At 62.5% G+C, this 24976-nt stretch carries 27 protein-coding genes and 1 tRNA gene; 10 read left to right on the top strand and 18 right to left on the bottom strand.

What is annotated here, in order from left to right; all coding sequences use genetic code 11:
- Nucleotides 1-23 precede the first annotated feature (23 nt).
- Complete coding sequence (locus E2N92_RS08475; RefSeq protein ID WP_220680758.1) at nucleotides 24-266, bottom strand: PspC domain-containing protein; 243 nt, start codon at nucleotides 264-266, stop codon at nucleotides 24-26.
- Between the two features lie 89 nt (nucleotides 267-355).
- On the opposite strand from E2N92_RS08475, the gene E2N92_RS13710 reads away from it, so the two are divergent.
- Together E2N92_RS13710 and E2N92_RS08470 are read left to right on the top strand one after the other, a co-directional pair.
- Entirely contained in the window at nucleotides 356-478 is a 123-nt protein-coding gene (locus E2N92_RS13710) for a hypothetical protein (protein WP_281425771.1), read from the top strand.
- Between the two features lie 43 nt (nucleotides 479-521).
- A complete protein-coding gene (locus tag E2N92_RS08470; RefSeq protein WP_220680757.1) occupies nucleotides 522-1007 on the top strand; it encodes a DUF2124 domain-containing protein in 486 nt (161 codons plus the stop codon).
- Nucleotides 1008-1013: 6 nt separating this feature from the next.
- On the opposite strand, the gene E2N92_RS08465 is transcribed toward E2N92_RS08470, so the two are convergent.
- The 5 genes from E2N92_RS08465 to frhA form a co-directional block, all read right to left on the bottom strand.
- Nucleotides 1014-1211 (bottom strand): hypothetical protein, encoded by a 198-nt coding sequence (locus E2N92_RS08465; RefSeq protein ID WP_220680756.1) that lies wholly within the window; start codon nucleotides 1209-1211, stop codon nucleotides 1014-1016.
- Between the two features lie 148 nt (nucleotides 1212-1359).
- Entirely contained in the window at nucleotides 1360-2223 is an 864-nt protein-coding gene (gene frhB, locus E2N92_RS08460) for a coenzyme F420 hydrogenase subunit beta (protein ID WP_220680755.1), read from the bottom strand.
- A gap of 10 nt (nucleotides 2224-2233) precedes the next feature.
- Nucleotides 2234-2995, bottom strand: a complete 762-nt coding sequence (frhG, locus tag E2N92_RS08455) for a coenzyme F420 hydrogenase subunit gamma (protein ID WP_220680754.1) — start codon at nucleotides 2993-2995, stop codon at nucleotides 2234-2236.
- Nucleotides 2996-3227: 232 nt separating this feature from the next.
- The gene (frhD, locus tag E2N92_RS08450; RefSeq protein ID WP_220680753.1) at nucleotides 3228-3803 is read right to left on the bottom strand and encodes a coenzyme F420-reducing hydrogenase, FrhD protein; all 576 of its coding nucleotides are present in this window, start codon (nucleotides 3801-3803) and stop codon (nucleotides 3228-3230) included.
- A gap of 11 nt (nucleotides 3804-3814) precedes the next feature.
- Nucleotides 3815-5182 (bottom strand): coenzyme F420 hydrogenase subunit alpha, encoded by a 1368-nt coding sequence (gene frhA / locus E2N92_RS08445; RefSeq protein ID WP_220680752.1) that lies wholly within the window; start codon nucleotides 5180-5182, stop codon nucleotides 3815-3817.
- Between the two features lie 572 nt (nucleotides 5183-5754).
- Here frhA and E2N92_RS08440 point away from each other — a divergent pair.
- Entirely contained in the window at nucleotides 5755-7539 is a 1785-nt protein-coding gene (locus E2N92_RS08440; protein ID WP_220680751.1) for a PAS domain S-box protein, read from the top strand.
- Between the two features lie 65 nt (nucleotides 7540-7604).
- Here the strand turns inward: E2N92_RS08440 and mptA are convergent, their stop codons facing one another.
- Nucleotides 7605-8540: a GTP cyclohydrolase MptA gene (gene mptA, locus E2N92_RS08435; RefSeq protein WP_220680750.1), complete on the bottom strand. Its 936-nt coding sequence runs from the start codon at nucleotides 8538-8540 to the stop codon at nucleotides 7605-7607.
- A gap of 141 nt (nucleotides 8541-8681) precedes the next feature.
- Here mptA and ilvC point away from each other — a divergent pair, with 141 nt between their 5' ends.
- The gene (ilvC, locus tag E2N92_RS08430) at nucleotides 8682-9671 is read left to right on the top strand and encodes a ketol-acid reductoisomerase (RefSeq protein ID WP_220682979.1); all 990 of its coding nucleotides are present in this window, start codon (nucleotides 8682-8684) and stop codon (nucleotides 9669-9671) included.
- 1271 nt (nucleotides 9672-10942) lie between these two features.
- Nucleotides 10943-11425 (top strand): flavodoxin family protein, encoded by a 483-nt coding sequence (locus tag E2N92_RS08425; RefSeq protein ID WP_220680749.1) that lies wholly within the window; start codon nucleotides 10943-10945, stop codon nucleotides 11423-11425.
- On the opposite strand, the gene purL is transcribed toward E2N92_RS08425, so the two are convergent.
- Nucleotides 11403-13484 (bottom strand): phosphoribosylformylglycinamidine synthase subunit PurL, encoded by a 2082-nt coding sequence (gene purL, locus E2N92_RS08420; RefSeq protein ID WP_220680748.1) that lies wholly within the window; start codon nucleotides 13482-13484, stop codon nucleotides 11403-11405. The genes E2N92_RS08425 and purL overlap by 23 nt on opposite strands.
- A 375-nt stretch (nucleotides 13485-13859) precedes the next feature.
- Between purL and E2N92_RS08415 the strand changes: the two genes are divergently transcribed.
- A complete protein-coding gene (locus E2N92_RS08415; protein ID WP_220680747.1) occupies nucleotides 13860-14471 on the top strand; it encodes a translation initiation factor IF-2 subunit beta in 612 nt (203 codons plus the stop codon).
- Here E2N92_RS08415 and E2N92_RS08410 read toward each other — a convergent pair whose 3' ends face one another.
- Both E2N92_RS08410 and E2N92_RS08405 read right to left on the bottom strand, forming a co-directional pair.
- A complete protein-coding gene (locus E2N92_RS08410) occupies nucleotides 14472-15086 on the bottom strand; it encodes a class I SAM-dependent methyltransferase (RefSeq protein ID WP_220682978.1) in 615 nt (204 codons plus the stop codon).
- 2 nt (nucleotides 15087-15088) lie between these two features.
- Nucleotides 15089-15367, bottom strand: coding sequence for a DNA-directed RNA polymerase subunit L (locus E2N92_RS08405; protein WP_220680746.1), 279 nt, complete (start codon nucleotides 15365-15367; stop codon nucleotides 15089-15091).
- A 94-nt stretch (nucleotides 15368-15461) separates the two neighbouring features.
- On the opposite strand from E2N92_RS08405, the gene E2N92_RS08400 reads away from it, so the two are divergent.
- On the top strand, nucleotides 15462-16739 hold the full coding sequence (locus E2N92_RS08400) for an APC family permease (protein WP_220680745.1): 1278 nt from the start codon (nucleotides 15462-15464) through the stop codon (nucleotides 16737-16739).
- A 592-nt stretch (nucleotides 16740-17331) separates the two neighbouring features.
- On the opposite strand, the gene E2N92_RS08395 is transcribed toward E2N92_RS08400, so the two are convergent.
- The 4 genes from E2N92_RS08395 to E2N92_RS08380 are packed head-to-tail and all read right to left on the bottom strand — an operon-like array spanning nucleotide 17332 to nucleotide 21396.
- On the bottom strand, nucleotides 17332-18051 hold the full coding sequence (locus E2N92_RS08395; RefSeq protein WP_220680744.1) for an MBL fold metallo-hydrolase: 720 nt from the start codon (nucleotides 18049-18051) through the stop codon (nucleotides 17332-17334).
- A gap of 4 nt (nucleotides 18052-18055) precedes the next feature.
- Nucleotides 18056-19345 carry an ATP-binding protein gene (locus E2N92_RS08390; RefSeq protein WP_220680743.1) on the bottom strand — a complete coding sequence of 430 codons (1290 nt, stop codon included), beginning with the start codon at nucleotides 19343-19345 and terminating at the stop codon, nucleotides 18056-18058.
- A gap of 45 nt (nucleotides 19346-19390) precedes the next feature.
- The gene (gene map / locus E2N92_RS08385; RefSeq protein WP_220680742.1) at nucleotides 19391-20266 is read right to left on the bottom strand and encodes a type II methionyl aminopeptidase; all 876 of its coding nucleotides are present in this window, start codon (nucleotides 20264-20266) and stop codon (nucleotides 19391-19393) included.
- Nucleotides 20263-21396, bottom strand: a complete 1134-nt coding sequence (locus E2N92_RS08380; protein WP_220680741.1) for a M24 family metallopeptidase — start codon at nucleotides 21394-21396, stop codon at nucleotides 20263-20265. The genes map and E2N92_RS08380 overlap by 4 nt, the downstream gene beginning before the upstream one ends.
- Nucleotides 21397-21489: 93 nt before the next feature.
- Between E2N92_RS08380 and E2N92_RS08375 the strand changes: the two genes are divergently transcribed.
- The 3 genes from E2N92_RS08375 to E2N92_RS08365 all read left to right on the top strand — a co-directional run bounded on the left by E2N92_RS08375 (nucleotide 21490) and on the right by E2N92_RS08365 (nucleotide 22154).
- Nucleotides 21490-21738, top strand: coding sequence for a hypothetical protein (locus E2N92_RS08375; RefSeq protein ID WP_220680740.1), 249 nt, complete (start codon nucleotides 21490-21492; stop codon nucleotides 21736-21738).
- A 2-nt stretch (nucleotides 21739-21740) separates the two neighbouring features.
- Nucleotides 21741-22040 (top strand): hypothetical protein, encoded by a 300-nt coding sequence (locus E2N92_RS08370; protein ID WP_220680739.1) that lies wholly within the window; start codon nucleotides 21741-21743, stop codon nucleotides 22038-22040.
- A 41-nt stretch (nucleotides 22041-22081) separates the two neighbouring features.
- A tRNA-Asn gene (locus tag E2N92_RS08365) sits at nucleotides 22082-22154 on the top strand.
- A 213-nt stretch (nucleotides 22155-22367) separates the two neighbouring features.
- On the opposite strand, the gene E2N92_RS08360 is transcribed toward E2N92_RS08365, so the two are convergent.
- The 4 genes from E2N92_RS08360 to E2N92_RS08345 form a co-directional block, all read right to left on the bottom strand.
- Entirely contained in the window at nucleotides 22368-22787 is a 420-nt protein-coding gene (locus tag E2N92_RS08360) for a hypothetical protein (RefSeq protein ID WP_220680738.1), read from the bottom strand.
- Nucleotides 22788-22899: 112 nt separating this feature from the next.
- Nucleotides 22900-23259, bottom strand: a complete 360-nt coding sequence (locus E2N92_RS08355) for a DUF134 domain-containing protein (protein ID WP_220680737.1) — start codon at nucleotides 23257-23259, stop codon at nucleotides 22900-22902.
- Nucleotides 23252-24124, bottom strand: coding sequence for an ATP-binding protein (locus E2N92_RS08350; protein WP_220680736.1), 873 nt, complete (start codon nucleotides 24122-24124; stop codon nucleotides 23252-23254). The genes E2N92_RS08355 and E2N92_RS08350 overlap by 8 nt, the downstream gene beginning before the upstream one ends.
- The gene (locus E2N92_RS08345; protein ID WP_220680735.1) at nucleotides 24121-24972 is read right to left on the bottom strand and encodes a nucleotide-binding protein; all 852 of its coding nucleotides are present in this window, start codon (nucleotides 24970-24972) and stop codon (nucleotides 24121-24123) included. The genes E2N92_RS08350 and E2N92_RS08345 overlap by 4 nt, the downstream gene beginning before the upstream one ends.
- Nucleotides 24973-24976 lie beyond the last annotated feature (4 nt).

Here is a 24976-nt window from a genome sequence, read left to right as displayed (position 1 = left end):
CACGGAAATATTTATGGGAGCGATCAGGCTTCCCGCTCCTCCTTCACCACATATTCGGCATCGAGGACGCCTTCCTCCTCTTCGGGAATGATGAGTGCGGCGATGATATAGATGATAACCCCGGGGATGACATAGCCAAAGAAACTCACGATCACCCAGATGATCCTGACCCAGGTCGGGTCGACGTCGAAGTACTTCCCAATACCCGCACAGACCCCCGCAATCATCCGCCCCTCCTTCGGACGGATAAGTTTTTTCTCTGCCATCCCTCGATTATCGACCTCTTCCACAATATCCCTTTTGGAGGGCACCAGGTCCAACACTTTCATGTATCCTCCGGCGAAATGATGGGCCTATGGGTGAAAAGACATCCGAAAAAGAACAATTCGACCATGCACTCCTTCTTGTCGGCGGCATGATTTTTATGAGCATGATCATCGTCACGCTCGTCTTTCTGGGCGAGACGATGAGCGCGTAAGAGCAGCGCCACGCTTTATATACCCCCAGACGGATCTTTCTCTATGGAAGTGAAAGAACAGCTCAAAGGCGTCCCCGGAATGCTCAGACCCTTCAAAGAGTATCTGGTGAAAGCAGGACTCCCAGAAGGCACGCAGATCGTTTACTACGGCTGTCCGGGCACCTGCACCCCCTTCATCGAACTCCTGGCCTTCGCCACCCGCGACCTCCCCGTCGAGCAGGTCTTCGTCCCGTTCCTGAACGAAGAGCAGGCACGCGTGATCACCCCCGCGGCCGGGATCGGGATGCAGATCGGCGACCGCCCCGAAGCGATCGACCCCGGCGTCGTCGTGGTCATGGGCGGCCTTGCGATGCCGAACGTCGAGGTGAGCGCCGACGAGACCGCCGCCCTCCTCGCGAAGTACTCTCAAGCCGTACCGGTCGGGATCTGTTTCATGAGCATGTTCGAGAAGGCCGGATGGACCGACAAAATCGGCTTCGACCTCCTTATCGACGCCACCCTCGACCCCGTGACCGTCTACAGCGCCTGAGCGCACTCAGGCCGAAACCGGGACCGGTTCCTCCGGCCTCAGCATCCTGACGATCTCATCCACCATTTTTTCGACCTGATCCGCCCCGGCAGGCCGCTCGCCGACCATGAGCGTGAGGTCGCCCCTTCGTGCCAGGGCGAGCGCCGCAAGCCCCTCGAAAAACGGCATCTCGACGAGATCTTCAAAAGAGAGCTCTTTTTTCATACCGAACCGTTCCCCCCAACGGGAACATACACGGGCGACACTATATAAACATTTCGTGAGAGCGATCGCTCCCCGATAGAAAGAAGACGGAAGACTGCAGCAGACCCGCACCCTTCCGGCCCATTGAAGAACGTGCAAAAAAATGGGTTTAGATATAGGGGTTGCGCAGACCCTTGCCCACCCCGAAGGTGGCACGTGCCTCAAGTGTCTTCTGGTTCTTGGTGATCTTCTCGGTCGCAAGCTTCGTGACGAGGTCGAGACCGGGCTTGACCTCCTCGATCGGCTTGGTCTCGAAGCACCCGGCGGCGATAGCCTTGCCCCAGGCGTTCTCACCGTTCTGGGTCCTGACAAAGACCGTGCTCCACCCGTCGGGTGCGCCGACCGATCCGGTCGAGACATCGGCAAGGTTGGAGACATAGTCCAGACAGACGTGGCAGCCGGGCTGCTCGTACTTGTGGGTGACCTTGAGCGGGATCTGGGCGACCGCACCGCGCTCGGTGTAGGCCCAGAACTTGCCCTTCCCGATGTCGAGTTTCTTGACCGACTCGAGTTTCACGTTGCAGTGGTCCTCGACCATCGCCTCGAGGCTCTGGTACGGGAAGTTCTCCATGCAGAAGATCCCGATGGCGAGGGCGATCTTGTCAGGGACGTCACGCATCCCGATCGGGTAGAGCTGCGCCTTGCGGACCGCCTGCATCTGGCATGGGGTGCCGACGATGCCGATCCTGTCAAGACCGTAGCTGCGGGTCGCCTCCTTGAGGAGGGCGATGTTCGGGGAGAGGGTGTATTTGGTCCCGCGGGCCGCAAGAAGCTCTGCCTTCGTGGTCGCAATGACCGGCTCAGGCTTCCACGGCTCATCGGAAGGCCCTGCGACGATGGCGCCGTCGATGATCCCCTCTTCGAGCGCGTACGCGAAGAGCTGGGTGACGATGCCGCCGTCCTGGGCACCCTTCAGGATCTCATTGTCGGTGCTGCGTGCAGCAACAACAGACTTGTAGTTACCGAGTACCATGTCTCTCACCTCACTCCATGACTCCCTTGATGAGTTCAGAAATCCCTTCGAACTCGTTCATTACATCAAAGTTGAAGAAGCTCCTCGGGCACTGGGCATAGCAGGCCCCGCACTTGATGCAGAGGTCGCGGTCGATGTTGGGCTTGCCGTATTCCATGCTGATCGCACGGACCGGGCAGGCCGCCGCACAGGAACCACAGCCCATGCACAGGCCCTGGTTGATGACGTCATACATCAGGTCGCAGCCGCAGGCCTCGTCGCCACGCTGGGCAAGGTCCATGAGCGGCTTGAGGTAGGCGCCCGCGAGTTCCTTCTGCTCGTCGTTCCCCTTCAGGAGCAGGTAGGCCATGATACAGACGTTCCTGATCTGCTGGGGGGTCGGCGCACAGCCGGGGATGTAAAGGTCAACGTCGATCAGTTCGGCGATCGGGACATAGGATTCCATCTGCGGCTGGTTCCACTGACCGCCGCGGCAGAACCGGGTAATGTTCCCATATGCCGCACAGCCGCCGAGGGCGACGACGACCTTCGCCTTCTCCCTGGCTTCCTTGATTTCTTCGACTGAACTCTTGTCCTGAAGACAGACCGAACCCTCAACAAGGGCGACGTCCATCTCAGGGATATGCCTGACATCCGCGAGGGTCAGAGCATAGACGAGATCTGCATAATCATCAAGGATCTTGAAGAGTCCTTCGTAGTTGTCTGCAAAGGACACAAGGCACCCGGTACAACCGCTCAGGTGCACGTGCCCAACGGTGATCTTCTCTACCACAGGCATTTCCTCCTTCGTTTTTTCCACCTTTTTTTCCACATCGATCTCGGAAGGTTTTGTTTCGGGTCTGGGTGTCGGTTGTGGAGCCTCTTGTACGGCTTCAACCGCTCTGGCGGGTTCTCCGACGGCAGGCTCCTGCGGTGCCCCTTTGACGGGTGCAGGCCGCGTTGCTGGAGCAGGCGCGGGTTTCTTAACCCACTTGACTGACCCCTTCTCCTCGGATGGCACCGTTTCAGGCCGAACCTTCGGTGTTACCGGTTCGGACGCTGCTTTCGGGGTCTCCTCGGGTCTGGGCGGTTCCTTCCTCCCAAAGATCTGCTTTAACTTTGATAGTAGCCCCATCATCCACCCCAATTTCTTTGAGTACGTACCGTACCGCCTTGGGAATGGCTTTTTCAACCTCATCCGAGAGACCCAATTCGACATTGGGTTCGGTCACACGCTTCGGCTGACACCCGACGATCGTGATCTTGACCCGGTCTTTGAGTAACTGGAGTGGTTCGACCATATTCCATGAGTGGACGTCCCGGTAACTGCCGGGCGGGAGGTCTTCAGGCGTGAGATGGACGAGTGTCCCGGGCTCTCCCCCGAAGTCGGCAATATCGACGACGATCAGTTTCTTGACCGGTTCGTCGGAGTGCGCCATCAGGGTAAAAAGATAGTGCGGGCCACCCAGGCCGCCATCGATCACCTTGACCTTCTCTGGCAGGTCGAATTTCTGCAGCTCTTCAACGACTGCAGGGCCGAAGCCGTCATCGGCAAAGAGTGGGTTCCCACATCCCACAACCACGATCTCTCGGAACAGCATGCGTGCAACTCTCACTCGATGAGTTTCTGAGCCACTATCCTCTTGTCCTCGTCGACCACCATCATGTGGGTCGCACAGGAGACGCACGGGTCATACGCACGAACGATGACCTCAGCGAGCTGCCATGGTGCGCCCTCAAGGGCCCGGCTGCATGTCGGGAAGTTCCAGGTGGTCGGGACAAGCAACGAGTACCAGCGGACCCGGCCGTCCTTGACCTTGACAAGGTGGACGTCGCTGCCACGCGGGGCCTCGTTGGCCGCCCAGCCAAGGGTGCCGTCGCCCTGCGGGATCTCGTCGGCAAGGACTTTGCCGGAGGTGTTGAGTGCGTCGGCAGCCTCCATCATGCCATAGACGCAGTCCATGTACTCCATCTGCCGTGCGATCTGCAGGCCCATCGCGCCCTTCAGGTCGAAGTTCTTGAACTGGACCAGACGGGCACGCGGACCGACCTCGACCGGCTGGCCGTCGTACAGGGGCACGCCCATGCAGGCTTCCATCTGCGGCCAGGCCTTGTTGCCTGCCGGAGTGGTGCCGCCGACCGGGTAGTTGGGCTCGTCGTAATCGATCTCGGTCTCGCCCATGTACCAGTCCCACGGCCGGACCTCGGTCCAGCGCTCGGGGAACCAGGTTGGGTTGTCGTCAAGGCTGGAGCTGCCGTAGACCGGAGCGGTTGCCATGTAGCCCTGGTTGTGGAAACCAAAGGTGTCGGGCACCGGCACTTCCATGCCGCCGACCTCGACGGAGTCCCGGTTCTGGAAGTTCTTGAAGACTGAGATCATGAACTCCATGTGGTCGCGGGCAAGGGGCAGGGCCTCCTTCGCGAGGTCGTAGATCTTCTCTCTGGCTCTCGGGGTGATGTTCTTGTACATCCCGCCGACACGGGGGTTGGACGGGTGGATAGCCTCACCGCCGACGATCTCGCCGACCGTCTGACCGACCTCACGGAGTTTCTGGATCCTGAGGGCAACCGAGCGGACAGGCTCTTCGGACGTGAATGGGTTGATCTTGACGTCGGTACCCGGCAGGTACATGTCGGGCAGGGAGAGGATGTTGTGCAGGGCGTGGCTGTGAAGCCTGTTCGCACACTGGAGGATGTAACGCAGGAGCATTGCATCTTCAGGGACATAACATCCGACCGACGCTTCCATGGCCTCTGTTGCTGCGAGTGTGTGTGCGATCGGACAGATCCCACAGACACGGGAGGCAATCTTCGGCACCTGGTGCATCGACTTACCGACGGCGAGCTTCTCGATGCCCCTTACCGGGGTCAGACTGAGCCAGTCGCCGCGCTCGACGATGCCTTCGTCGTTTATCTTGAGCACGAGCTTGGTGTGACCCTCGTGTCTCGTGGTTGGGGAAATCTCTACAACTTTCGACAAGTATATCGCCTCATTTCGATTCGGATTGTTCAAACAGCGATACTATGATTCGAACCTGTGCAATAGGTGTGACACGTACCACAGAAGTACGTTAGAAGCAATTGACTCACAACGTTAGTTATAGGTTTCGATTTATTACCGATCAAACATGGCAAATTAACCTCCTCTCCAGATTTGCAATGATAAGAGACGGGCCACAGATGTGCACATTAATGTCCTGATATGGGCCTGCCTGGAGAAGGGTGGGCATCTATCCCGGGGAGAGCGGGCCGCCCCCTTCCCAGGAATGAGAGAAAGATCTATTCAGACCATTCTATAAGACCGGGCCGGCACAGAGGCCTCCGGGACCGCGCCGGATGCGAAGATAGAATTCCAACGACCTCGAGCCGTCCGTTCCAGGGGATACGGTTTTATTTGATCATCAGGATTTATACGAGATCGAGATCTGTTGATCGGGAAAATTCGTTCCTTCCTTCACCTGCGTCAGGAGAGGGTCACGGACCGGAGATCTGGCATCCCCGGAGCAAAAAAAAGAATTTAAATGAAGAGTGCGGGTACATGCCCCGGCACATATGGGGGAAGGACCGGAAAAACTCAGGGAGATCAGGCGGGTCTTGCGCCAGAATCCAAAAGGCTTGAGCATATCCGACATCTCACGAAAGGTGGGGTTGAACCGCAACTCGGTCGCAAAGTACCTTGAGATGCTGCTCATCTCGGGCCAGGCGGAGATGCGGACTTACGGGGCCGCGAAGGTCTACACCGCCTCCCAGCGTCTTCCCATCTCGGCCCTACTCGAATATTCCAGCGACCTGATCGTGGTCCTCGACGGCGAGGGACGGATCCTTCAGATCAACACGCCGTTCGTCACCTTCTCCGGGCAGAACAGGGAAGACCTCCTGGGAACCGACCTTGCGACCTCGGGCCTGCCGGTCGTCACCACGCCGATGGTGCTCTCGGGCCTGGACGACGATTTGACCGGCGAGGTGGTGGTCCCCGAGGTGGCGTGGGGGGACGAGCGTATCTTCAGGGCCAAGATCCTCCCGACCGCCTTTGAGGAGGGAGGGAGCGGGACGACGATCATCCTGGAAGACCTCACCGAGATGAAGAAGGCCTGGAAGATGCGGACCTTCCTGGCCAACATCGTCGAGTCGACCGAAGACGCCATCATCGGCAAAGACCTCGACGGAAAAATTGTTTCGTGGAACGAGGGCGCCGAACGGCTGTACGGGTACATGCGGGACGAGATGATCGGTCGGACCCTCGACCCGCTCGTCCCACCCGAGAATGCCGCCGAAATGGATACAATACAGGACGAGGTCGAAGCAGGACGGGGAATCGACCGGCTTGAGACGGTCAGGGTGAGAAAGGACGGGTCCAGGGTCGACGTCGCCATCTCGGTCTCGCCGGTGAGAGACGAGGGTGGCCGGGTGGTCGGGGCCTCGACCATCGCGAGAGACATCACCGCCCAGAAGCACTTCGAGGAGGAGCAACGCCGGCATGCCGAGGAGACGGCGGTGCTCTCAAAGACGGCGATGGGTTTTGTCGAGATGGAAGACGACGACGAGGTCTTCGGCTACATCGGCAGGCAGGTCGGGAAACTGCTGCCGGGCTCGACGGTCGTCGTCTCCTCCTATGACCGCGACCTGCATGCATTCCGCATCGAAGCGGTCGTCGGACCGGACGGAGAGGGGGGGCCTGGCGGCGAACTGGTGGGCACGCACTTTCCCATGACCGTCAGAGAGAGGGAAAAGGCACGGACCCGCCTGTACGAGGAGGTCGAGATCGCCGATCACCCGGCCGCGGCGCTCCCTGGCGCCAGCAACGGCGGGTGCATGTACGCCCCCCTTGTCTGCCACGAGACGTTCCTGGGGGATGTGGTCGTCCTGAGGGAGGGAAGAGAGGGGAAAGAGAAGGGTGCGTTGATCGAGGGATTCATGCGGCAGGCGGCCGTCGCTCTCCATCGGCGGCACGCCCGTCTCGCCCTGGACCGAAGCCGGCAGCGGGCACGGACCCTCCTCAACGCCTCCCCCGATCTGGTGGTTCTCATCGATCCGGGCGGGGCGGTGCTCGATCTCAACGAGCAGGCCGGCCGGATCTTCGGCCAGGCCGGAAAAGAGCGTGCCGTGACCCTCCACGCCGCCCTCGACAAGATGCGGGAGGAGGTTTTGAACGTGGGGCGGACGGCCAGGGGTGAGGTGCAGGCCTGTGGAAAGACCTTCGAGGTATCCATGACGCCGGTCAGGGCGGCGGACGGTCGGGTGCATGAGATCGCCGTCTTTCTCAGAGAGGGCGGGGCGGAACCGGAGCGACCGGCGAGAGCGCGGCAAGACCCGCGCGTTTCGGGACGTGCTCACTGAAAGATCTGGTACTCGTGAGCCCGGAACTCACAAAAATCGCTGAAAAAAAGAAGAAAGTGATTCGTTCAGTCGCCGTTCAACTCACAGATGAGTTCGGCGAGCGTCGCCTTCCGCTCCGCGTAGGCGTCGTGCTGGTGGATGCTCTCCTCGTTCGTCTGTCTGAGGAGGAGCGAGGAGTCGCCCGGCAGATCGCCGAACTCCTGGACCACCCTCCGCGCCATCTCGCGGACACAGTCCTCGACAAAGCGGGCGTTGGAGTGCGCCTGCATCACGACATAGTTCTCGTCGCCGCGCTTGAGGAGTTCATAGATCGAAGCGCTCATGGAGGCCTTGAGCACGTTGATGACCGTTTCGAGGGAGACGTGGGAGTCGTCGTCGGTCTCGATACAGAGGAAGCCGCGGCCGCGCTGGTTGTGGGTGGCCATCGGCACCTGCTCGAAGAAGGCGTCGATCTTCTCGGGTTCGACGCCGAGATCCTGCATCACGTGGATGGCATGGTCCTTCATGATGTCCTGCGCGCATGGGCAGGCGGTCATGCCGGTCACCTCGGCACCGATGCTCTTTCTGATGATCGGGTGTTCCCCGTTCCTCTTCGCAACGGCCCGGGCATAGACCTTCACGACCTCATGACACCCGGTCTTGGAGACCGGGGTCTCGCGGCGGACCATGAACTGGCTGCGCATCTGGATCTCGGTCCTCTCGGCATACTCGTGGTGGTCGAGAAGTTTCCTGGCGACGACGCTACAGAGTTCCTCGATCTCGGTGACCTTTCCGTCGATGGCTTCCTGGAGTACCTCGTCGATCACCTCGAAGTTGCGGGAGAGGTTCGCACCCTTCAGGCTGCCAGGGAGATCGACATAGACGTCGAAATTGGAGATAAAAACGACAGGACGCTTATCGGGGCGGGAGACTTCAACGAGCTTCTTTACATTCTTTACGCCGACCCGCGTCAGGTTGATTCTGACATCCGGACACGTCGACTGTACATCAGGCAGATCCATTCTCATTACCCTCATCACTGGAACGTAGTTTAATTTTCGATTTGACGCAGTCCAGAGAATCTAAAAGCGCCAATTTGTAGTAATTTTAGGTACCCGCTATAGTTATTTATGGACTTCGATAGCACTAAGCGAGTGGTACAGATGGTTGAGAAGTACTATGACGCAGACGCCGACCTGGGCGTGCTGGCCGGAAAACGGATCGCGGTCATCGGCTACGGTTCCCAGGGGCGCGGGCAGGCACTGAACCTCAGGGACTCGGGCCTCGACGTGATCGTCGGGGTGCGGCCCGGGAAGAGCTGGGAGAAGGCGATCAAAGACGGTATCGAGGTCTTTCAGGTCGCTGACGCCGTAAAGCAGGCCGACGTCGTCCAGGTCCTCCTCCCCGACGAGGACCAGGCGCGGACGTACCTGGAGGCCATCAGACCGGGGCTCTCGGCCGGCAAGACCCTGATGTTCTCTCATGGGTTCAACATCCACTACGGGCAGATCGTCCCGCCCCCCGACGTGAACGTCGTGATGGTCGCGCCGAAAGGGCCGGGTCATCTTGTCAGGCGGCTGTACGAGGAGGGCGCGGGCGTGCCGGCGCTCATCGCCATCGAACAGGACGCTTCCGGGGACGCCAGGGCCGTCGCCCTCGCGTACGCAAAGGGCATCGGGGCGACGCGGGCGGCGGTCTTCGAGACGTCCTTCAGGGAGGAGACCGAGACCGACCTCTTCGGTGAGCAGGCGGTGCTCTGCGGTGGGTGTTCGGCGCTGATCAAGGCCGGGTTCGAGACCCTGGTCGCCAACGGGTACGCGCCGGAGATGGCGTACCTGGAGGTCTGCCACGAGCTCAAACTGATCGTCGACCTCATCTACGAGGGTGGTCTCACGACGATGCGCGAGGTCGTCTCGAACACCGCCCGGTACGGCGATCTGACGCGCGGGCCGCGCGTCATCGGGCCCGAGACCTACGCGGCGATGCAGGAGGTGCTCGAAGAGATCCAGGACGGCCGGTTTGCGAAGGAGTGGATTCTGGAGAACCAGGTGAACCGTCCGGTCTTCTCGGCGCTGACCCGCGCCGACGAGGAGCACGACCTCGAGGTGGTCGGGGCGGAGATCAGGGCGCTGATGCCGCAGTTCAAAAAGTAGTAAGGCGGCATCCTTTTTTTTAGCATAACCCGGAACGCTCTGTGGCCCGGGCCCTGGAGAATTCCTCCAGACAATCAGCTATGCGGGGGGGCGGCACCCCTCCCTTCATGGTCGCCGACATGGCCTTCCCACTTCTCTCTTTGGGGTCGCGACGACAGGACGGCGTCATGATCAGAACATGCCGTCCCCCTATTGCCGATCATTTCTGCCGTCTCGCGAAAGGATGGTGCGCGGGGCGGCAGAGTTTGTGATCCCGCTGAAACTGGATCAGCCCTCTCACGTCCAGGTTTTATCTTCGGGGTCGTGAGGACAGGACAGCGTCATGATCAACGGTGCCGTTCCCCCCCATTGAAGGATCTTTTCTGTTCTTTCGCGAGAAGATAGGACGGGGAACGGCGACAGAGATCAACCTCGTCCCGTACCGGTTCTATCTTCGGGGTCATGAAAACCGAACGGCGTGATGATCCAAACGTGCCGTCCCCCTTCACCGCGTCTGTTCTGCCGTCTCGCGAAAGGATAGGACGGGGGACGGCACAGGTTGGTGTAATCTCGCTGAGAAGCGATCGGCGTTCTTCCGTCCGGGTTCTATCTTCGGGGTCGTGAGGACAGGACAGGGGCGATGATCGGATGTGCCGTCCCCTCATCACTGAATTTTTTCTGATATTTCGCGAGAAGATAGTGCAGGGGACGGCACGAGGCTCGCGATCCCGCTGAAAAAAAGATCAGGCCTCCTTTTCCTGGTTCTATCTCCGGGGTCATGACGACAGGATGGCGTGATGATCTGAAAGGGCCACTCTCTCGTCATCGAATCTGGTCTGTCGTCTCGCGAAAAGATAGTGCGGGGGACGGCACGGGGTGGTGTGCTCTTCCCCGGTCCGCTCCAATCTTCGGGGTCATGAAACCAGGACAGCGTCGTGATCAAAATGTGCCGCCCCCTCATCACTGAATTTTTTCTGATATTTCGCGAGAAGATAGAACCGGGGACGGCACGGGGTGGTGTGTTCTTCCCCTTTCCGCTCCAATCTTCGGGGTCACGAAACCGGGACGGCGTGATGATCAGAACATGCCGCCCCCCATCGCACGGACCGTTCCGCTGTTTCGCGAAAGGAGAGACCGGGGACGGTACGGGGTGGTGTTCATGTCTGCTGTACCTGTATGACGAGAGTGTTCGGGCTCTCCACCACGGCCTTCCCGGGGGGTCGGGGGCAGCGCCCCCGGCGCGATGCAGCCCTTTCGCAATGCTCATACCTCCTTCGGTCGATCACCCCTCTATGAAGACCTGCATCATCTTTTACTCGGCAACCGGACAGACACGCGTGCTCGCAACGGTCGCGGCCGGAATCGTCGGGGCCGACCTGGTGGAGGTGCGCGACCTCGCCGGATACTCGAAGGCGACGATGTACCTGCAAGGAGCACCGCGGGCGCGCCGCGGGGAAAAGGCAGCGATCGAACCGGCCGGGATCGACGTCGGGGCGTACGATCTCGTCGTTGTCGGGACGCCGGTCTGGGCCTGGAGCCCGACGCCCGCCGCGAACGCGATCGTTGCCGCGCTGAAAAACTGCGAAGGGAAACGGGCGGTGGCTTTTGCGACGAGCGGCGGCATGCCTGGCAGCACCCTGGAAAAACTCTCGGCAGACCTGGAGGCGCGCGGGATGACCGTCGCCGGCACCTTCCATGTCTCAGTCAAAGACCTGAAAAAAGGGGAGGGGCCGGAAGAACTGGCCCGGGTGATCAGAAGCGCATCAGGCGCGTGATCGAGGTGCGGGCCTCCTCGATCTCCGCGGGAGAGAGCGCGAAGGTCTCGGCCCCGACCGTCACGCGCAGGCCGTCGTCCTTGGCACCGACGGTACCGACGACCTGGTACTCCAGGCCTTCGAGGGCCGCTTCGTCCTTGAACGCGACGAGGAACCGCCCGTAGGTCTCTGAGAAGAGGGCGACCAGCGGGTCGTCGCCGGCGATCGTGACCGCGGCGTCGGGGGCAAGTTTGGCCAGGGCGGCGATCAGTCCGCCCTTCGAGAGGTCGGTCGCCCCGGTGAGGGCGTCGGCCGCCACGAGATCCCTGACCTGCTCCATCACGGCCGGGTCGGCCTTCGGTGGGGCCGCACCGCCGCACCCGGTCACGGCGTCCAGGATCGAACCGCCGAGGTGCTCGCCGGTCGACCCGACGAGGGCGAGGCGGTCGCCGGCCTCGGGGGCGGTCCACCGGCGGACCGGACCCTTCCCGACCATCCCGATCGTCGGGGTCGGCTTGATCTCGGTCCCGAACTCGTCGCTCTCGTTGTACAACGAGACGTTCCCACCGACGACCGGGGCGTCGAGGGTGCGGGCCATGTCGCCAAGGCCAAGCACGCTCTGCTCCATCTCCCAGTAGACCTCGGGGTGGAGGGGACTGGCGAAGTTGAGGCAGTTCACGATGCAGAGCGGCCGTGCACCGAGGCAGGCGAGGTTTGCAGCGTTCTCGTAGACGGCGTTGGCGGCGTTCTCGTAGGGTGCCAGGGCGATCTGGCGCGGGTTGCACCCGCAGGAGAGGACCAGGGCGGCGTCGCCGAGGCGCAGCACCCCGGCGTCGTGGTCGGTGGAGACGGTCCGCAGCTGCACATGGTGATCGTACTGCTCGACGATCCATTCCTTGGAGGCGACGTCGGGGTGCGCGAGGACGGCGAGGGCCAGGTCTTTGAGCGCACCCTCCGGGCGGGTATAGGCGGTGTCGACTGTCTTCGGGGTCTTGGGCAGGGCGCATGCCGGCGTCCCGCCGACCAGGAGGTCGACCGGCAGGTCACAGACCACGTCACCCTCGAACTCGACGATGTAGCGCGGTTCGGCGATCACTTCGCCGATCTCGCTCCAGCGCAGGTCGTACTTCTCGGCGATCGACCCCATGAGGGCGACGTCCTCGGGGGCGACCTCGACGAGCATGCGTTCCTGGGACTCGGCGAGCATGATCTCGACGGCGTTCATGCCCTCTTCCCTGAGGTGGACCCTGTCTGCGACGATCCGCGCCCCGAAGGTGCTCGCCATCTCGGATGAGGCCCCGGCAAGCCCGGCGGCCCCGAGGTCGCGGCAGGAGAGAACCTTGCCGGTCTCGGCCATCTCGCAGGTCGCCTCGATGAGCAGTTTCTCAGTATAGGGATCACCGATCTGGACGCTCGTCCGCTCAGCGGCCTCGGAGTCTTCGGAGAGATCGCGAGAGGCAAACGAGGCCCCGCCCAGACCGTCCCGGCCGGTGGACGATCCGAAGAGGACCAGACGGTTCCCGGGCGCTTTCACCCGTGCGGTGAGGAAGCGGTCGGGGTCCACGACGCCGACACAGACGACGTTGACGAGGGGGTTGCCCTGGTACGAGGGGTCGAAGACCGTCTCGCCCCGCACCACCGGGACACCGATACAGTTGCCATAGCCGCCGATACCCCCGACGACGTGCTCGAAGAGGTACTTCGTCTTTTCCTGGTCGAGGGAACCGAAGTACAGCGGGTCCATCAGGGCGATGGGCCTGGCGCCCATCGAGATGATGTCGCGGACGATCCCGCCCACCCCGGTCGCCGCCCCGTCGTGCGGATCGACATAACTCGGGTGATTGTGGCTCTCCATCCCGACGACGATGGCGAGGTCGTCGGAGAACCGGACGACTGCAGCGTCGTCGCCGGGTCCGAGGATGACGTCCTCACCCTCGGTCGGGAGGGTCTTGAGAACGCTCCTGGTCGAACGGTACGAACAGTGTTCGCTCCACAGGTTCTCGAAGCACGCGGCCTCCACATCGGTGAGGTCGCGGCCCAGTTTTTCGGTGATGAACCCAAGGTCATCGGCAGACAGCATGTACTCACAGGTGGGTTTCGAGGACTATATATCCATCTCCGGAGGTCCGCCTCGATCGTTGATCGGGTGGACCGGTGCGTCGCGAGCGGGAGAGGCACGTTCGATCAGACGGGCCGCCCCCATTGCAGAACCTTGACCGCAGTCTTGCGTGAGGATAGGTGGGGGCGGGGGCAATCTTTTGAACGGGGCCGTACTTCAGAGACATCTCCCTGTCACAGATCACGGTCGGGGGTGACACGACACCGGCGTGAGCGTGGAAGAAGGCGTGATGATCAGATCTGTCGCCTCTATTGCAGAATCTTTACCCCCTTCTCGCCCCCGGCCGTATGGGGAAGGAGCCACGTCTTATATTCCCTCCCTGCAATACTATAGACCATGGCAGATCCCTATGAAGAGTTATTAAAAAAGGCCTACGCCAATATCACCGAGATCGGAGACAACTCCGAGCGGTTTCATATCCCGGACGCGAAGGTCTATCTTGAGGGCAAGACCACGGTCATCGAGAATTTCACCGAGATCGCCGGGTACATCAGGCGCGAGCCCGACCACCTGATGAAGGCCCTGGTCGGCGAACTCGGGACGGCAGGGAAGATCGAGGGGACCCGCGCCGTCTTCAACGGAAAGTTCGACGAGACGATGATCACCTCGGCGATCAAGAAGTACGTCGATGACTATGTGATCTGCTCCGAGTGTGGTCGGCCCGACACGCGGTTGGTCAAGGACGGACGGGTGCTGCTGCTCAAGTGCGACGCATGCGGCGGGCACCGGCCGGTGAGAAAGCGCCGGGCACGCACCGAAGAGGCCACGAACCAGCTGGAAGAGGGCGCGGTCATGGACGTCACCATCGGGTCCATTTCCAGGCGTGGCGACGGTGTTGTCAAGATCGGGAAGTACATCATGTACGTCTCCAAGGCCAAGCCCGGCCAGACCGTGAAGGTGCGTATCACCAGGGTCGCGGGTTCGATCGTCTTCACCGAACGGGCCTGATCATTTTCTGATCTCGACCCAAAACCCGGTCTCTTCTTTTTTGATCCCGGCATTCGGGATTCCGGCAGCGGCGAGGGCTGCGGTCAGGTCGGCGGGCCGCGCCCACCCACTCCGCCGTGCGACGTCTTCGTCCCAGTGAGGGTTTCTCCGCCGCATCTCAGTAAAAATCTGTTCTTTGATAGCGAGGTTCCCGAAACTCCCGCCCAGGTAGGTGACTCCGCCGGGAGCGAGGGCGCGGTAGATCTCGGAGAAGGCCTGCGGACGGTTGTCCCAGAAGAATATCGAACCGCGGGAGACAAAGAGGTCGACGCTTCCGTCGCAGAAGGGGAGGGCGTGGACGTCGCCGACGACCGGGACGACGGTGTCGGAGAGGTCGGCCTCCCGGATGTGTCGACTGGCAAAAGAGAGTATCTCAGGATCGCGGTCAAGGGCGACGACCTCCATCCTCGAATGTTCGGCGACGGCGATCCCGAGGAGGCCTGGACCGGCACCCAGGTCCACACAGCGTCCCCGTTCGATCCCGGCCCAGGAGAGCACCCGTCTGGCGACGGCCGGGTAGAGAGGGGCAAAGACCTGCGTGGCGATCCGGTCGAACCCGGCCGCGTCCCGCGGCATGTTCACGCCGTGCTCTGCGCCCGGACCTCTTCGAGAAGTTCGTCGCAGTAGGTGGTGAGGCGGGCGCATGCCTCCTGGATGGCGACGATCGGGTCTTTGCCGTTGATGGTGGTGACGAAGAGCTCGGGCTCCGAGAACTGGAACAAAATGGTGTATTTAGCCACGTCGACCGAGGCGTCGGTGAGGAGTTCCTCGACGAGGGCGTTCATAAAGGTGTGGCCCTCTCCCTTCAGGACCATCCGCACCTTGTCCTCTTCACGCTCCAGGATCTTAATATCCATGTAAAGATAGGTGGTGGGCAGAAGAGTATATAGATATGGGTACGGGGGGGCCGTGGCCTGGAATCTATATCAGGCGCCGGGATCATGAAGGAGTATGAACAGCGGCGGAGGACTCCGGCGGGAACTCGGGCTGGTGGAGGTCACGCTCACCGGCGTCGGGATCATCCTGGGAGCCGGGATCTACGCCCTGCTGGGAGAGGCGGCCGGGCTCGCGGGCAACGCCGTCTGGGCCGCCTTCGGGCTTTCGGCGGTGATGGCCTCGTGCACGGGCCTGGCGTATGCCGAACTCGCCTCCATGTTTCCGCGGGCTTCGGCCGAGTACGCGTACGTCTCGGAGGGCTTCGGGGGCCGGGCCGGGTTTGTGATCGGGTGGCTCATCCTCCTCTCCGGCGTCCTCTCGGCGGCGACGGTCGCCCTTGGGTTCGGCGGATATATCGGTGAGGCGATCCGTTTCCCGGCCCTGCCCACGGCGGTGCTCCTCATCACCGGGCTTTCGGCGCTCTCGGTGCGGGGGATCCGCGAGACCGCCCTCTCCGCCATCGCCATGACGATGATCGAGGTGGGCGGGATCGTCGCCATCGTGCTCATCGGTCTTCCGCACCTCGGGGAAGTGGACTACCTGGAGGTGCCGCTCGGTCTGCCGGGCGTCTTCCAGGGAGCGGCCCTGGTCTTTTTTGCCTATATGGGTTTTGAGGAGATGGTGAAACTTGCCGAGGAGACGAAAAATCCTGAACAGACAATCCCGCGGGCAGTCCTCCTGGCCCTAGGGATCGTCGTGGTGCTGTATATGCTCGTCACCCTCAGCGCCGTCTCGGTGATGGGGTGGGAGGGACTTGCCGGGTCGCAGGCGCCCTTCGCCGAGATCGCCGGGGCCGCCCTGGGTCCGAACGCCTTCGCCGCGCTCACGATCGTCGCTCTCTTTGCGACGGCCAACACCACGCTTCTGCTCATCGTCGCGGCCTCGCGTCTCGCGTACGGGATGGCGGCGGCAGGTTCGTTTCCGGCCGTGCTCGCAACCATTCATCAGCGCTTCGGAACGCCGTGGATCGCGGTCGCCGGGGTGGGCGCGGTCGCCGCGGCCTTCACCCTCGCCGGCGAGATCGCCTTTGTCGCGAACCTCACCAACTTCGCCCTCTTCCTCACCTTCGTGCTCATCAACGCCACGGTCATCGTCCTCAGGGTGCGGAGGCCCGACGCCCCCCGGCCCTTCAGGGTACCGCTCGCGGTCGGGCCGGTGCCGGTCGTCCCGGTCCTGGGGATTCTGTTCTCCCTCTTTCTCCTGGCGCAGTTGGAGACGAGGGTGTACCTCCTCGGCCTCCTGCTGGCCGGGGCGGGGGTCGTGCTCTCGTACCGGTGGCGGGCGAGGGGGTGAGTGCCCGGCGCGAGGATGATCGGCAACGGATGATCGGATGTGCCGCCCCCCATCACTGAGTCTGTTCTGCCATCTCGCGAGAGGATAGGACGGGGGCGGCGAAGAAGGGCGTGCTCCCCCCGGATAATGATCAGCCTGCTCCCGTCTCGGTTCTATCTTCGGGATCAGGGCAGCGGAACGACTTCATGATCAAAACATGCCGTCCCCCATCACTGAGTCTGTTCTGCCTTCTCGCGAGAAGATAGGACGGGGGACGGCACGGGGCGGTGTGCTCCGCTGAGAAGCGATCGGCTCTCTCCCGTCCAGGTTCTATCCTCGGGGTCATGACAGCGGGGCGGCGTGGTGATCGGGTATACCGCTCCTCCATTATCGAATATTTTCTGCCGTCTCGCGTGAGGATAGGACAGGGGACGGCGAGGGCCGGAGTTCATTTCTGCTGTTTTGCCATGTGTTGAGACGTAAGGATCGCTGATGTAGCCTTCCCGGCCGATCTTGAGGACGAGGGTTCGGGGATGAAAACAGAATCGGAAAGACATCATCGATGACCGTGAAGAAAGGGAAGGCGGGTTCCCGCAGAGAGAGTTAGAATATTTCAGAGCTCGAACTGCTCCATATCCCTCGCGAGGTGCGGGGTGTCCCAGTCGAGGAGGTGGCTCGCATGGGTGCACCGAAACTCGGCCGGCGATAGTTCTTCGGCGAGGGCCAGGGCGTCGGCATAGTTCATGTGCTTGGTGATGGTGAAGCCGTCGGGGACGATGGCGTCCAGGACCAGAAGGTCGGCACCGGCGAGACACGCTTTGCTGGCGCGGGAGATGCGGGCGCTGGTGTCGGCGGTGAGGGCGAGCACCGCCCCTTCGTGCTCGATCCGCACCCCGAAGGTCGGCATCGGGGGGTGGTTGACCGGAAAGAGCGTGACCTTCGCGCCGAAGAGGTCGAAGGGCTGGTAGGGCTCGACCGGGTGCTTGTCGAGGGGGAGGAAGGAGAAGACCGAGGCCGCGTACTCCATCGTCGGGGGGGCGGCGTAGACCGGCGGGACTTTCTGGATGCGGTAAAATTCGCCGTAGCCCATGAAGTGGTCGTAGTGGCCGTGGGTCCAGATGACGGCGTCGATATGGGGCGAACCCGCGGCCAGGAGTTGGGCGCGGAGGTCGGGGCCGGTGTCGACGAGGATCTGTTTCTCCCCGATCTCGACGAGGGTGGCGGAGCGGAGACGCTGCCGACCGGTGGCACGGGCGGCGGTGCAGACCGGACAGGAACACCCGATCTTCGGGGTGCCGATGGCGTCGCCTGTCCCGAGCAGCGTGACTCTCATGAAATTATCCCCACGAACACCCGCGGATGACGCTCCGGTTCGCCACCTGGGCGAACGCCCCCTCGATATCCTGCTGGGAGACCGTGCGGCGGCCGTCCATCAGGGCCGAGAGCACCGCTTCCTTGACGGTCATCTTCAGGTCGGCGCCCGAGAATCCTTCGGTCCGTTCGGCGACGGCGTCGAGATCGCACTCGCACGCAAGGGTCCGGGTGATCGTCCTGAGGATCGCCGCCCGCATCGTCTCGTCGGGGAGGTCGAACTCCACGACCTCGTCGAACCGCCGCCAGGCCGCCTGGTCGAGGAGTTGCGGGTGGTTCGTGGCCCCGATGAGAAGCACGCCGTTTTTGACCAGACTCACCTTGTCGATGTTCTTGAGGAGCATGTTCACCGCCCGCTTCATCGCCCCGTGGTCGTCGGAGACGCGGCTCTTGGCCACGAAGTCGAACTCGTCGATGAAGAGGATGCAGGGGGAGATGCTCCGGGCAAGGTCGAAGATCCGGTCGATGTTCTTGGAGGTCTCGCCCAGGTACTGGGAGGTGACCATCGAGAGGCGCACCTCCAGCACCGGCATATGCAGCTCGTGGGAGATGGCAAGCGCCAGCGAGGTCTTGCCGGTGCCCGGTGGACCGACGAAGAGGAGTTTGCCGACCTCGGCGATATTATGCTCTTTGAGGAAGTCCCGGTTCTCGATCGCGGTCCTGATCCGCCGGATCACATCGATCTGATCCCCGGTGCAGACGATTCCGTCCATCTGCTGCTCGATCTCGGCCGGGGCGTTGACGATGACGAGTTCCAGGGCCTCGGCCATCTTCTCGTCCTTGGCAGTGAGGCTTGCGATCTTGTGGTCGAGGTAGGCCCTGGAGTCGGCGAACCTGGGGTTCTTCGCCCTGACCTCCTCGTATTTCACCTCAAGGGAGTCGTAGTCCCCGACATAGAAGGCGAGCGCCGGGTTCTTCTCCATCATCTCCTTCCCGCCGTGGGTGGCGAACCAGACCGCCGCCGCATGGAGGTCGGTGAGATGATACTGGAGTTTGAGGGTATCGAACTCGACGAACGGATTTTTGACGAGGTCCTTGAGCAGGTCGTCCGACGGCCCGCCCGCCCGCTTGAGCAGGCCTTCGGTGATCACGACCGGGCGCTTCACCTCGGCGGCGTCCGGACCGGGCAGAAAGAGGGTCCGGCACTGCGGAGGGAGGTCGTCCAGATCGAGCTGAGGATTGGTGTTGTAGACCTCAGCCGTCAGCAGATGCTCTATCAGACGGAGGACACCGTCTCTGTTGTCAGCACATGGCATGGGTTCCAACATCACCTATGGTGGGGGAGTATCAATAATACTATCTCATCGGGTCGTCACAATGGCGCCGTCTGCAGTGACGATGAGGGTGTGCTCGGCCTGGGAGACGAAGGAGCCCTCCACATCATGGAGGACGGGGTAGCCGTAGACGACTCCCTGCCTCACCAGCCCCGCGAGAGCGAGTTCGATCTTCTCCTGCGGGAGCCAGCGGCGGGAAAACGGCATGCCCCGCCGATCTCTCACCTTTGAGAGGATGCGCTTTGCCGAGGGGAGGCGTACCGGTTTTACGTCGACCTGCTGGTAGATCTCGATCCTGGCGCGGTCGCTCACCCGGCCGCTGCCGGTGGTGGCGAAGGGTTCGATGGCGATGGCCATGCCTTCTTCGAGGACGGCACCACCCTGGATCCCGATGTTCGGGATGGTGGGGTCGGTGTGGATCGAGTAGGGTGCCAGGCCGTGGCCGGTGAGGTTTGCCACCGGCTGAAAGCCTCTGCTCTCGATCTCGGCCTGGATCGCCGCACCGATCTCGCCGGTGGTGACGCCCGGCCTGACCAGGTCGATCGCCCGGTCGAGGGCGGCCCTGGATGCCTCGACCAGGTCGGCGTGGCCGCCGAGGTCGACGGAGAGGGCGGTATCGGCGATGCAGCCTTCGACGGCGACGCCAAGGTCGAGTTTGACCAGGTCGCCTTCGGCAAAGAGGCGTTCGTCGCCGTCGGAGGCGGTGTCGTGGGCGGCGTCGGCGTTGAGCGAGAGGTTGAGGGGGAAAGCGATCTGGGCGCCGGCGTCCAGGATCTTTCCTTCCATTGCCTCGACGACCTCGAGGACCGAGGCCCCGACCGTCACCATCTTCTCGCCGTCGTGCAGGATCGTGTGTGCAAGACGACCTGCTTCCAGATAATATTCCATTTCTTCGTCGCTCATAAGATCAGATCCCGTGTGTAGGCGGTAAAGCGGTCAAAGCCAGACTGCGTGACCGCACCCATATTTTCGACCCGCACCCCGCCGATGCCCGGATAGTACAGCCCGGGTTCGACGGTCACGACGTTTCCGGCCTCGAGGGGGCCGCCTGATGGAGAAAGCGAGGGGCCCTCGTGGACGTCGAGCCCGACGCCGTGGCCGAGGGAGTGGATGAACCCCTTATTCTCGCTCTCGTACCCCTTTTCCTTGAAGAGGGCGACGACGGCGTTGTGGACGGCCGACCCTTCGACGCCTGCGACGATGAGGGACTCGCCCAGGTCCACGGCCTCGCAGACGGCGGCGTGCATCTCGGCGATCTCAGGGGAGGGTTCGCCTTTCACGACCGTCCGGGTCATGTCGGCGTGGTAGCCGGTCGCGTCGTGCTGCGGGAAGAGGTCGATGACGACCGGTTCGTTCTCGAGAAGCGGGCCGTCGCCCTGGCGGTGGGGCATCGCTGTCTCCTTCCCGCAGGAGACAATGGTGTCTCTCGCGGTGTACCCGCGTTCCATCAGGTAGGCGTGCATCGCCGTCCGCACGCGGCCTGAGGTGAGCGGGGCGTCGTCGAAGTAGAGTACCCCGTTCTTCGGGGTCGACCGCCTGATCATCGAGATCCCGACGTCCATCGCCGTCTCGGTCGCCTGCTGGGCGGCCCTGATCGCGGCGAGTTCTCGGGAAGTCTTGACGGCCCGCATCGAGCGGACCACGCCGTGCTCGTCGGCGACGACCCCGGTCTGCTCCTCGAGGAGTTTGCCGAGCCAGTACGGGAAGGCCTTCGGGACCATGACCCGGCCCCCGCCGGCAAGGGAGACGGCGGTGCGGGCGAGGGCCCGCCACGGATCTTTCTCCTCGTCCAGGAATTTCAGAAAGCCCGACTCGGCCCTGGTCACCGGGACGGCCGAGGACTCGGTGGCCGCCCGTTCGTACTCCATCTGGGGGACGACGAGCATCCCGGCCTCGCCTCTTTTCTTCAGGTACAGGAGGGGGTCGGAGACCTGGAACCCGGTGAGGTACCTGAAGTCCGCGTCCGCCGAGGAGGCATAGAGCAGATATGCCGAACATTCGGTGGCAGCAAGAGCATCGTCCAGTTTATCCATGAGATCATCCGTGCCGGAAAGTATTCCGGCCGTTCTGTGTAGGTATGGCCGGGAGACCACAAGTACTTTTAGAAGGACGCACAAGTACGATCGATGGAGGAAGCGGACAAACAGGTCTTCAAATGGAAGTTCTGGAAACTCACGATCGTCCTGAACATCATCATCATCATGGTCGCCCTCGCGGTAGGGCTCTTCTTCAAACTGCCGCCGCCACTCGGACCGTCCATCGCCACCGTCCTCATCCTCGCCGACCTCCCGCTCATCTGGTACTTCAGGAAGGACTACTACCGGACCAAGGCGTGGCTGGACGTCCATGCCGGGCCGTCAGAGAAGGATGATTGATCATGCTCGAGAAACTGAAGACCGAGATCGAACTGCTGGGCCGGCACCTCGAGGTGCTCAGGGTGGTCGCGGCCCACCAGCCGATCGGGATCATGAAACTCGCCGATATCCTGGGTCTCCCCTATCACCGGGTCCGCTACTCGTTGCGGGTTCTCGAGGGGATGGGATACATCAGAGCCTCGTCCGCGGGGGCGGTGGCGACCGAGCGCGCGCTCGAATACCTCAATGGTCTTGACACCGAGATCGACGAGATGATCGCGCTTCTCGAGGGGATGCGCGACGCCCCATCCCATAATCTTTAATAGGAGCGAAAAGATAGGTATTAGGGCGCAAGGTGCGCATTGCCGCCATAACTCAGTTGGTAGAGTGGCTGGCTGTTAACCAGCATGTCACAGGTTCGAGTCCTGTTGGCGGCGTACCTTCTTCTTTTGCGAATTCAACGCTGAAAAAGAGCGGATGCTTCGTTGCGGTGCTGTCTTGGAGAGTCAAGACTTCGACACATGCCTGATAGAATCGAGGGCGGCAACAATTTCTTGAACGACACCGTGCTTCAGAACCGTCTTCCACTCATCTATCAAGGCCGGAGAAGTTTTGGGATGACCTCTCAGCCCATTTTTCCCATATCGTTTTCACCCGACCGACGACGTGCTCTCGTACAGCACGGCCCCTTCAGGAGTCATGATCGTGATCGAGATCCAGACACACGCACCTTTCTCCCTCGGCACGCTGATCACGATCGGGTCGGCGGCGCCGACCTCCTCGAACCGTTGCCGTTCCGCACTCGCCCGGGTGGTGCCGTCCACCCGCACCTCGTAGGTCGCCAGATAGTCGGAGACGTCCGTGCCGGTCGGGACGAACGAAAAGATGACCCGGTCATCGAACGCTCCTGCCGTCTCGTAAAAGGGCCCGATATCGCCTGGGAGATCGACGCGGGCCGGTTTTTCCACAGGAGTGGGCGGGTGTTCGGGCGGCGGTGCGGTGCATCCCGAGACGAAGAGAGCGGCACACAGACAGCAGAAAAGAACAAGAGATGTGGGTCGGGAGTTCATCACAGGATAAACAGGGGACAGAAATAAAAATATGATGGCAGGGGCGGTCCCACCTCAGGGAAAGAACAGAGAGAAACCGCCTACCGGGCCACCGGATCAGAACGGTACAAAATCACTCTTCAGGGCCGTCCACTCCGGGACACCCCTCCCCCTGGCTCCGTCCGCATCCGGCGATCCGGATCGCCTTGCCGTGGACGAGGGCGTCGGCGACTTTGCGTCTGGCCTCGTGGAGGTCGCGCCAGAGGGTCTTTCTCGAGACGCCGACCGCTTCGGCCGCCGCCGTCTGGTCCAGTCCTTCGAGGTCGACGAGCCTGAGAGCCTCCACCTCCTCGGGCAGGAGGAGGACGACCTCCCCAGGCCGTCCGCAGAGGGGGCCGAAACACCGGAACGAAGCGCCCCCCCGGATCATCCGCTGGGCCCTGGGCCGTCCCCGTCCACGGCCGCACCACCGGCCCTCTCCACTGTCATCCATCCAGACCGAACTCCCCGGCAAGTTTCTCTTTGATCCGCACAAGGGCCTCTGACGCCGGTGAGTCGGCGGAGGTGACCGGCACACCCCGGCGCACCGCGGCCACCACCGCCGGGTCGAAGGGCACCTTGCCGAGGAGGAGCAGTCCTTCGTCCTCGCAGAAATCTTCAATCTCCTGGCAGACGCCCGGTTCGAGATCAAAACGGTTGATGACCACAAAGATCCGCACGCCGAAACGCCGGGAGACGTTGACGACCCGCTTGAGATCGTGGAGGGCCGAGAGCCCGGGCTCGGTAACGGCCACCACGGCGTCCATCCCGCTGACCGTCGAGATGAGCGGGCACCCGATTCCCGGCGGACCGTCGGCAAGGAGAAGCCGACTCTCGCCGGCCATCCGCTCGGCCTGTTTTCTCACTTCATGGACGAGCAAACCCGAGTTGCCCGAGCCCGGGTACAGCCTGGCATGGGAGAGATGGCCGCGGAGGGTCGAGGAGGCGAGCACCTCGCCGGCCTGGTACGGGCGCATCGTCACCGCTTTGGCAGGGCAGACATGGACGCAGACGCCGCACCCCTCGCACTTGAGGGGGTCGACGTAATACTCCTTCGCCTCTTCGTGGATCGCGTCGAAGCGGCACGCGGCCTCGCACCGTCCGCAGAAGAGACAGACCTCATGGTCGATCTCGGCCTTCTCAAGACCCATGAAGGGTTCGGAACCGATCAGATCGCCGCCGAGGAGGAGGCCGAGGTTGGCGGCCTCCACATCGCAGTCGGCGAGCACCTGCCCGGTCGCAAAGAGATCGGCAAGGGCGGCGGCGACCATCGTCTTCCCGGTCCCGCCCTTCCCGCTGATCACGGCAAGTCGGATCATGCCTTCACCTCACAGCGTCCGGCGACCTCGTCCCAGAGCCCGGCGAACCGCTCCTCCCACCCCGGGAGATCGCGGGCGATGAGCCCGCCGCGGTTCTGGACCGCCGCGACCTCGCGGTCGAAAGCGATGGTCATCAGGACCGGGAGGTCGTGCTCGTGGCAGAAGGCGAGGGCCGCTTCGTCCTCGCCGTCGCTCCGGTTGATCACCACACCGGCCGGAATCCCGAGGGCCGCGGCCGCCTGCACCGCGAGGTCGAGGTCGTGGAGACCGAAGGGCGTCGACTCGGTGACCAGGATACAGAAGTCAGTTCCTTCCAGGGTCTCGATCACCGGACAGGCGACGCCCGGCGAGGCGTCGTAGACGATCCGTCCCTCGTCACCGGCCGCCTCCTTGGCGGCGGCGACGACCTTCGGTGCCAGGACCTCGCCCTCGTGCATCACGCCCGAGACTAGGGTGAGGCCGGGGAGAGGATGCGAGGTCTCGACCACGCCGACCTCCCGGCCGACCTCGGTGATGGCGGCGGCCGGACAGACGAGGGTGCATCCACCGCACGAATGGCATAGTTCGGCGAAGAAGAGGACGCGGTCCTTGAGGACGGTGAGCGCCCCGTACCGGCAGAAATGCCCGCACTCCCCGCAGAGAGTGCAGCGTTCGGGATCGATCGCGGGGACCGGGACCGGTACTCCCTTCTTCTCGCTTTCTCCGGGAAAGAAGAGATGGAGGTTGGGCTCTTCCACGTCGCAGTCGACGAGGGTCACCCCGCCCCGTCGTGCGAGGGCGTAGGCAAGGTTTGCCGAGACCGTGGTCTTCCCGGTCCCTCCTTTCCCGCTGGCTACCACGATCTTCATGGCC

It is taken from the genome of Methanofollis formosanus, assembly GCF_019633745.1.
Lineage (GTDB): Archaea > Halobacteriota > Methanomicrobia > Methanomicrobiales > Methanofollaceae > Methanofollis > Methanofollis formosanus.
Note: the sequence above shows the minus strand (reverse complement) of the source record. Positions and strands in the feature narration are given on the sequence as shown.

What these genes read in the sequence shown, in the direction of transcription:
- E2N92_RS08475 (WP_220680758.1), bottom strand. Translation starts at nt 266, where the DNA reads ATGGCAGAGAAAAAACTTATCCGTCCGAAGGAGGGGCGGATGATTGCG.
- E2N92_RS13710 (WP_281425771.1), top strand. Translation starts at nt 356, where the DNA reads ATGGGTGAAAAGACATCCGAAAAAGAACAATTCGACCATGCACTCCTT.
- E2N92_RS08470 (WP_220680757.1), top strand. Translation starts at nt 522, where the DNA reads ATGGAAGTGAAAGAACAGCTCAAAGGCGTCCCCGGAATGCTCAGACCC.
- E2N92_RS08465 (WP_220680756.1), bottom strand. Translation starts at nt 1,211, where the DNA reads ATGAAAAAAGAGCTCTCTTTTGAAGATCTCGTCGAGATGCCGTTTTTC.
- frhB (WP_220680755.1), bottom strand. Translation starts at nt 2,223, where the DNA reads ATGGTACTCGGTAACTACAAGTCTGTTGTTGCTGCACGCAGCACCGAC.
- frhD (WP_220680753.1), bottom strand. Translation starts at nt 3,803, where the DNA reads ATGCTGTTCCGAGAGATCGTGGTTGTGGGATGTGGGAACCCACTCTTT.
- E2N92_RS08440 (WP_220680751.1), top strand. Translation starts at nt 5,755, where the DNA reads ATGGGGGAAGGACCGGAAAAACTCAGGGAGATCAGGCGGGTCTTGCGC.
- mptA (WP_220680750.1), bottom strand. Translation starts at nt 8,540, where the DNA reads ATGGATCTGCCTGATGTACAGTCGACGTGTCCGGATGTCAGAATCAAC.
- ilvC (WP_220682979.1), top strand. Translation starts at nt 8,682, where the DNA reads ATGGTTGAGAAGTACTATGACGCAGACGCCGACCTGGGCGTGCTGGCC.
- E2N92_RS08425 (WP_220680749.1), top strand. Translation starts at nt 10,943, where the DNA reads ATGAAGACCTGCATCATCTTTTACTCGGCAACCGGACAGACACGCGTG.
- purL (WP_220680748.1), bottom strand. Translation starts at nt 13,484, where the DNA reads ATGCTGTCTGCCGATGACCTTGGGTTCATCACCGAAAAACTGGGCCGC.
- E2N92_RS08415 (WP_220680747.1), top strand. Translation starts at nt 13,860, where the DNA reads ATGGCAGATCCCTATGAAGAGTTATTAAAAAAGGCCTACGCCAATATC.
- E2N92_RS08410 (WP_220682978.1), bottom strand. Translation starts at nt 15,086, where the DNA reads ATGCCGCGGGACGCGGCCGGGTTCGACCGGATCGCCACGCAGGTCTTT.
- E2N92_RS08405 (WP_220680746.1), bottom strand. Translation starts at nt 15,367, where the DNA reads ATGGATATTAAGATCCTGGAGCGTGAAGAGGACAAGGTGCGGATGGTC.
- E2N92_RS08400 (WP_220680745.1), top strand. Translation starts at nt 15,462, where the DNA reads ATGAACAGCGGCGGAGGACTCCGGCGGGAACTCGGGCTGGTGGAGGTC.
- E2N92_RS08395 (WP_220680744.1), bottom strand. Translation starts at nt 18,051, where the DNA reads ATGAGAGTCACGCTGCTCGGGACAGGCGACGCCATCGGCACCCCGAAG.
- E2N92_RS08390 (WP_220680743.1), bottom strand. Translation starts at nt 19,345, where the DNA reads ATGCCATGTGCTGACAACAGAGACGGTGTCCTCCGTCTGATAGAGCAT.
- map (WP_220680742.1), bottom strand. Translation starts at nt 20,266, where the DNA reads ATGAGCGACGAAGAAATGGAATATTATCTGGAAGCAGGTCGTCTTGCA.
- E2N92_RS08380 (WP_220680741.1), bottom strand. Translation starts at nt 21,396, where the DNA reads ATGGATAAACTGGACGATGCTCTTGCTGCCACCGAATGTTCGGCATAT.
- E2N92_RS08375 (WP_220680740.1), top strand. Translation starts at nt 21,490, where the DNA reads ATGGAGGAAGCGGACAAACAGGTCTTCAAATGGAAGTTCTGGAAACTC.
- E2N92_RS08370 (WP_220680739.1), top strand. Translation starts at nt 21,741, where the DNA reads ATGCTCGAGAAACTGAAGACCGAGATCGAACTGCTGGGCCGGCACCTC.
- E2N92_RS08360 (WP_220680738.1), bottom strand. Translation starts at nt 22,787, where the DNA reads ATGAACTCCCGACCCACATCTCTTGTTCTTTTCTGCTGTCTGTGTGCC.
- E2N92_RS08355 (WP_220680737.1), bottom strand. Translation starts at nt 23,259, where the DNA reads ATGGATGACAGTGGAGAGGGCCGGTGGTGCGGCCGTGGACGGGGACGG.
- E2N92_RS08350 (WP_220680736.1), bottom strand. Translation starts at nt 24,124, where the DNA reads ATGATCCGACTTGCCGTGATCAGCGGGAAGGGCGGGACCGGGAAGACG.
- E2N92_RS08345 (WP_220680735.1), bottom strand. Translation starts at nt 24,972, where the DNA reads ATGAAGATCGTGGTAGCCAGCGGGAAAGGAGGGACCGGGAAGACCACG.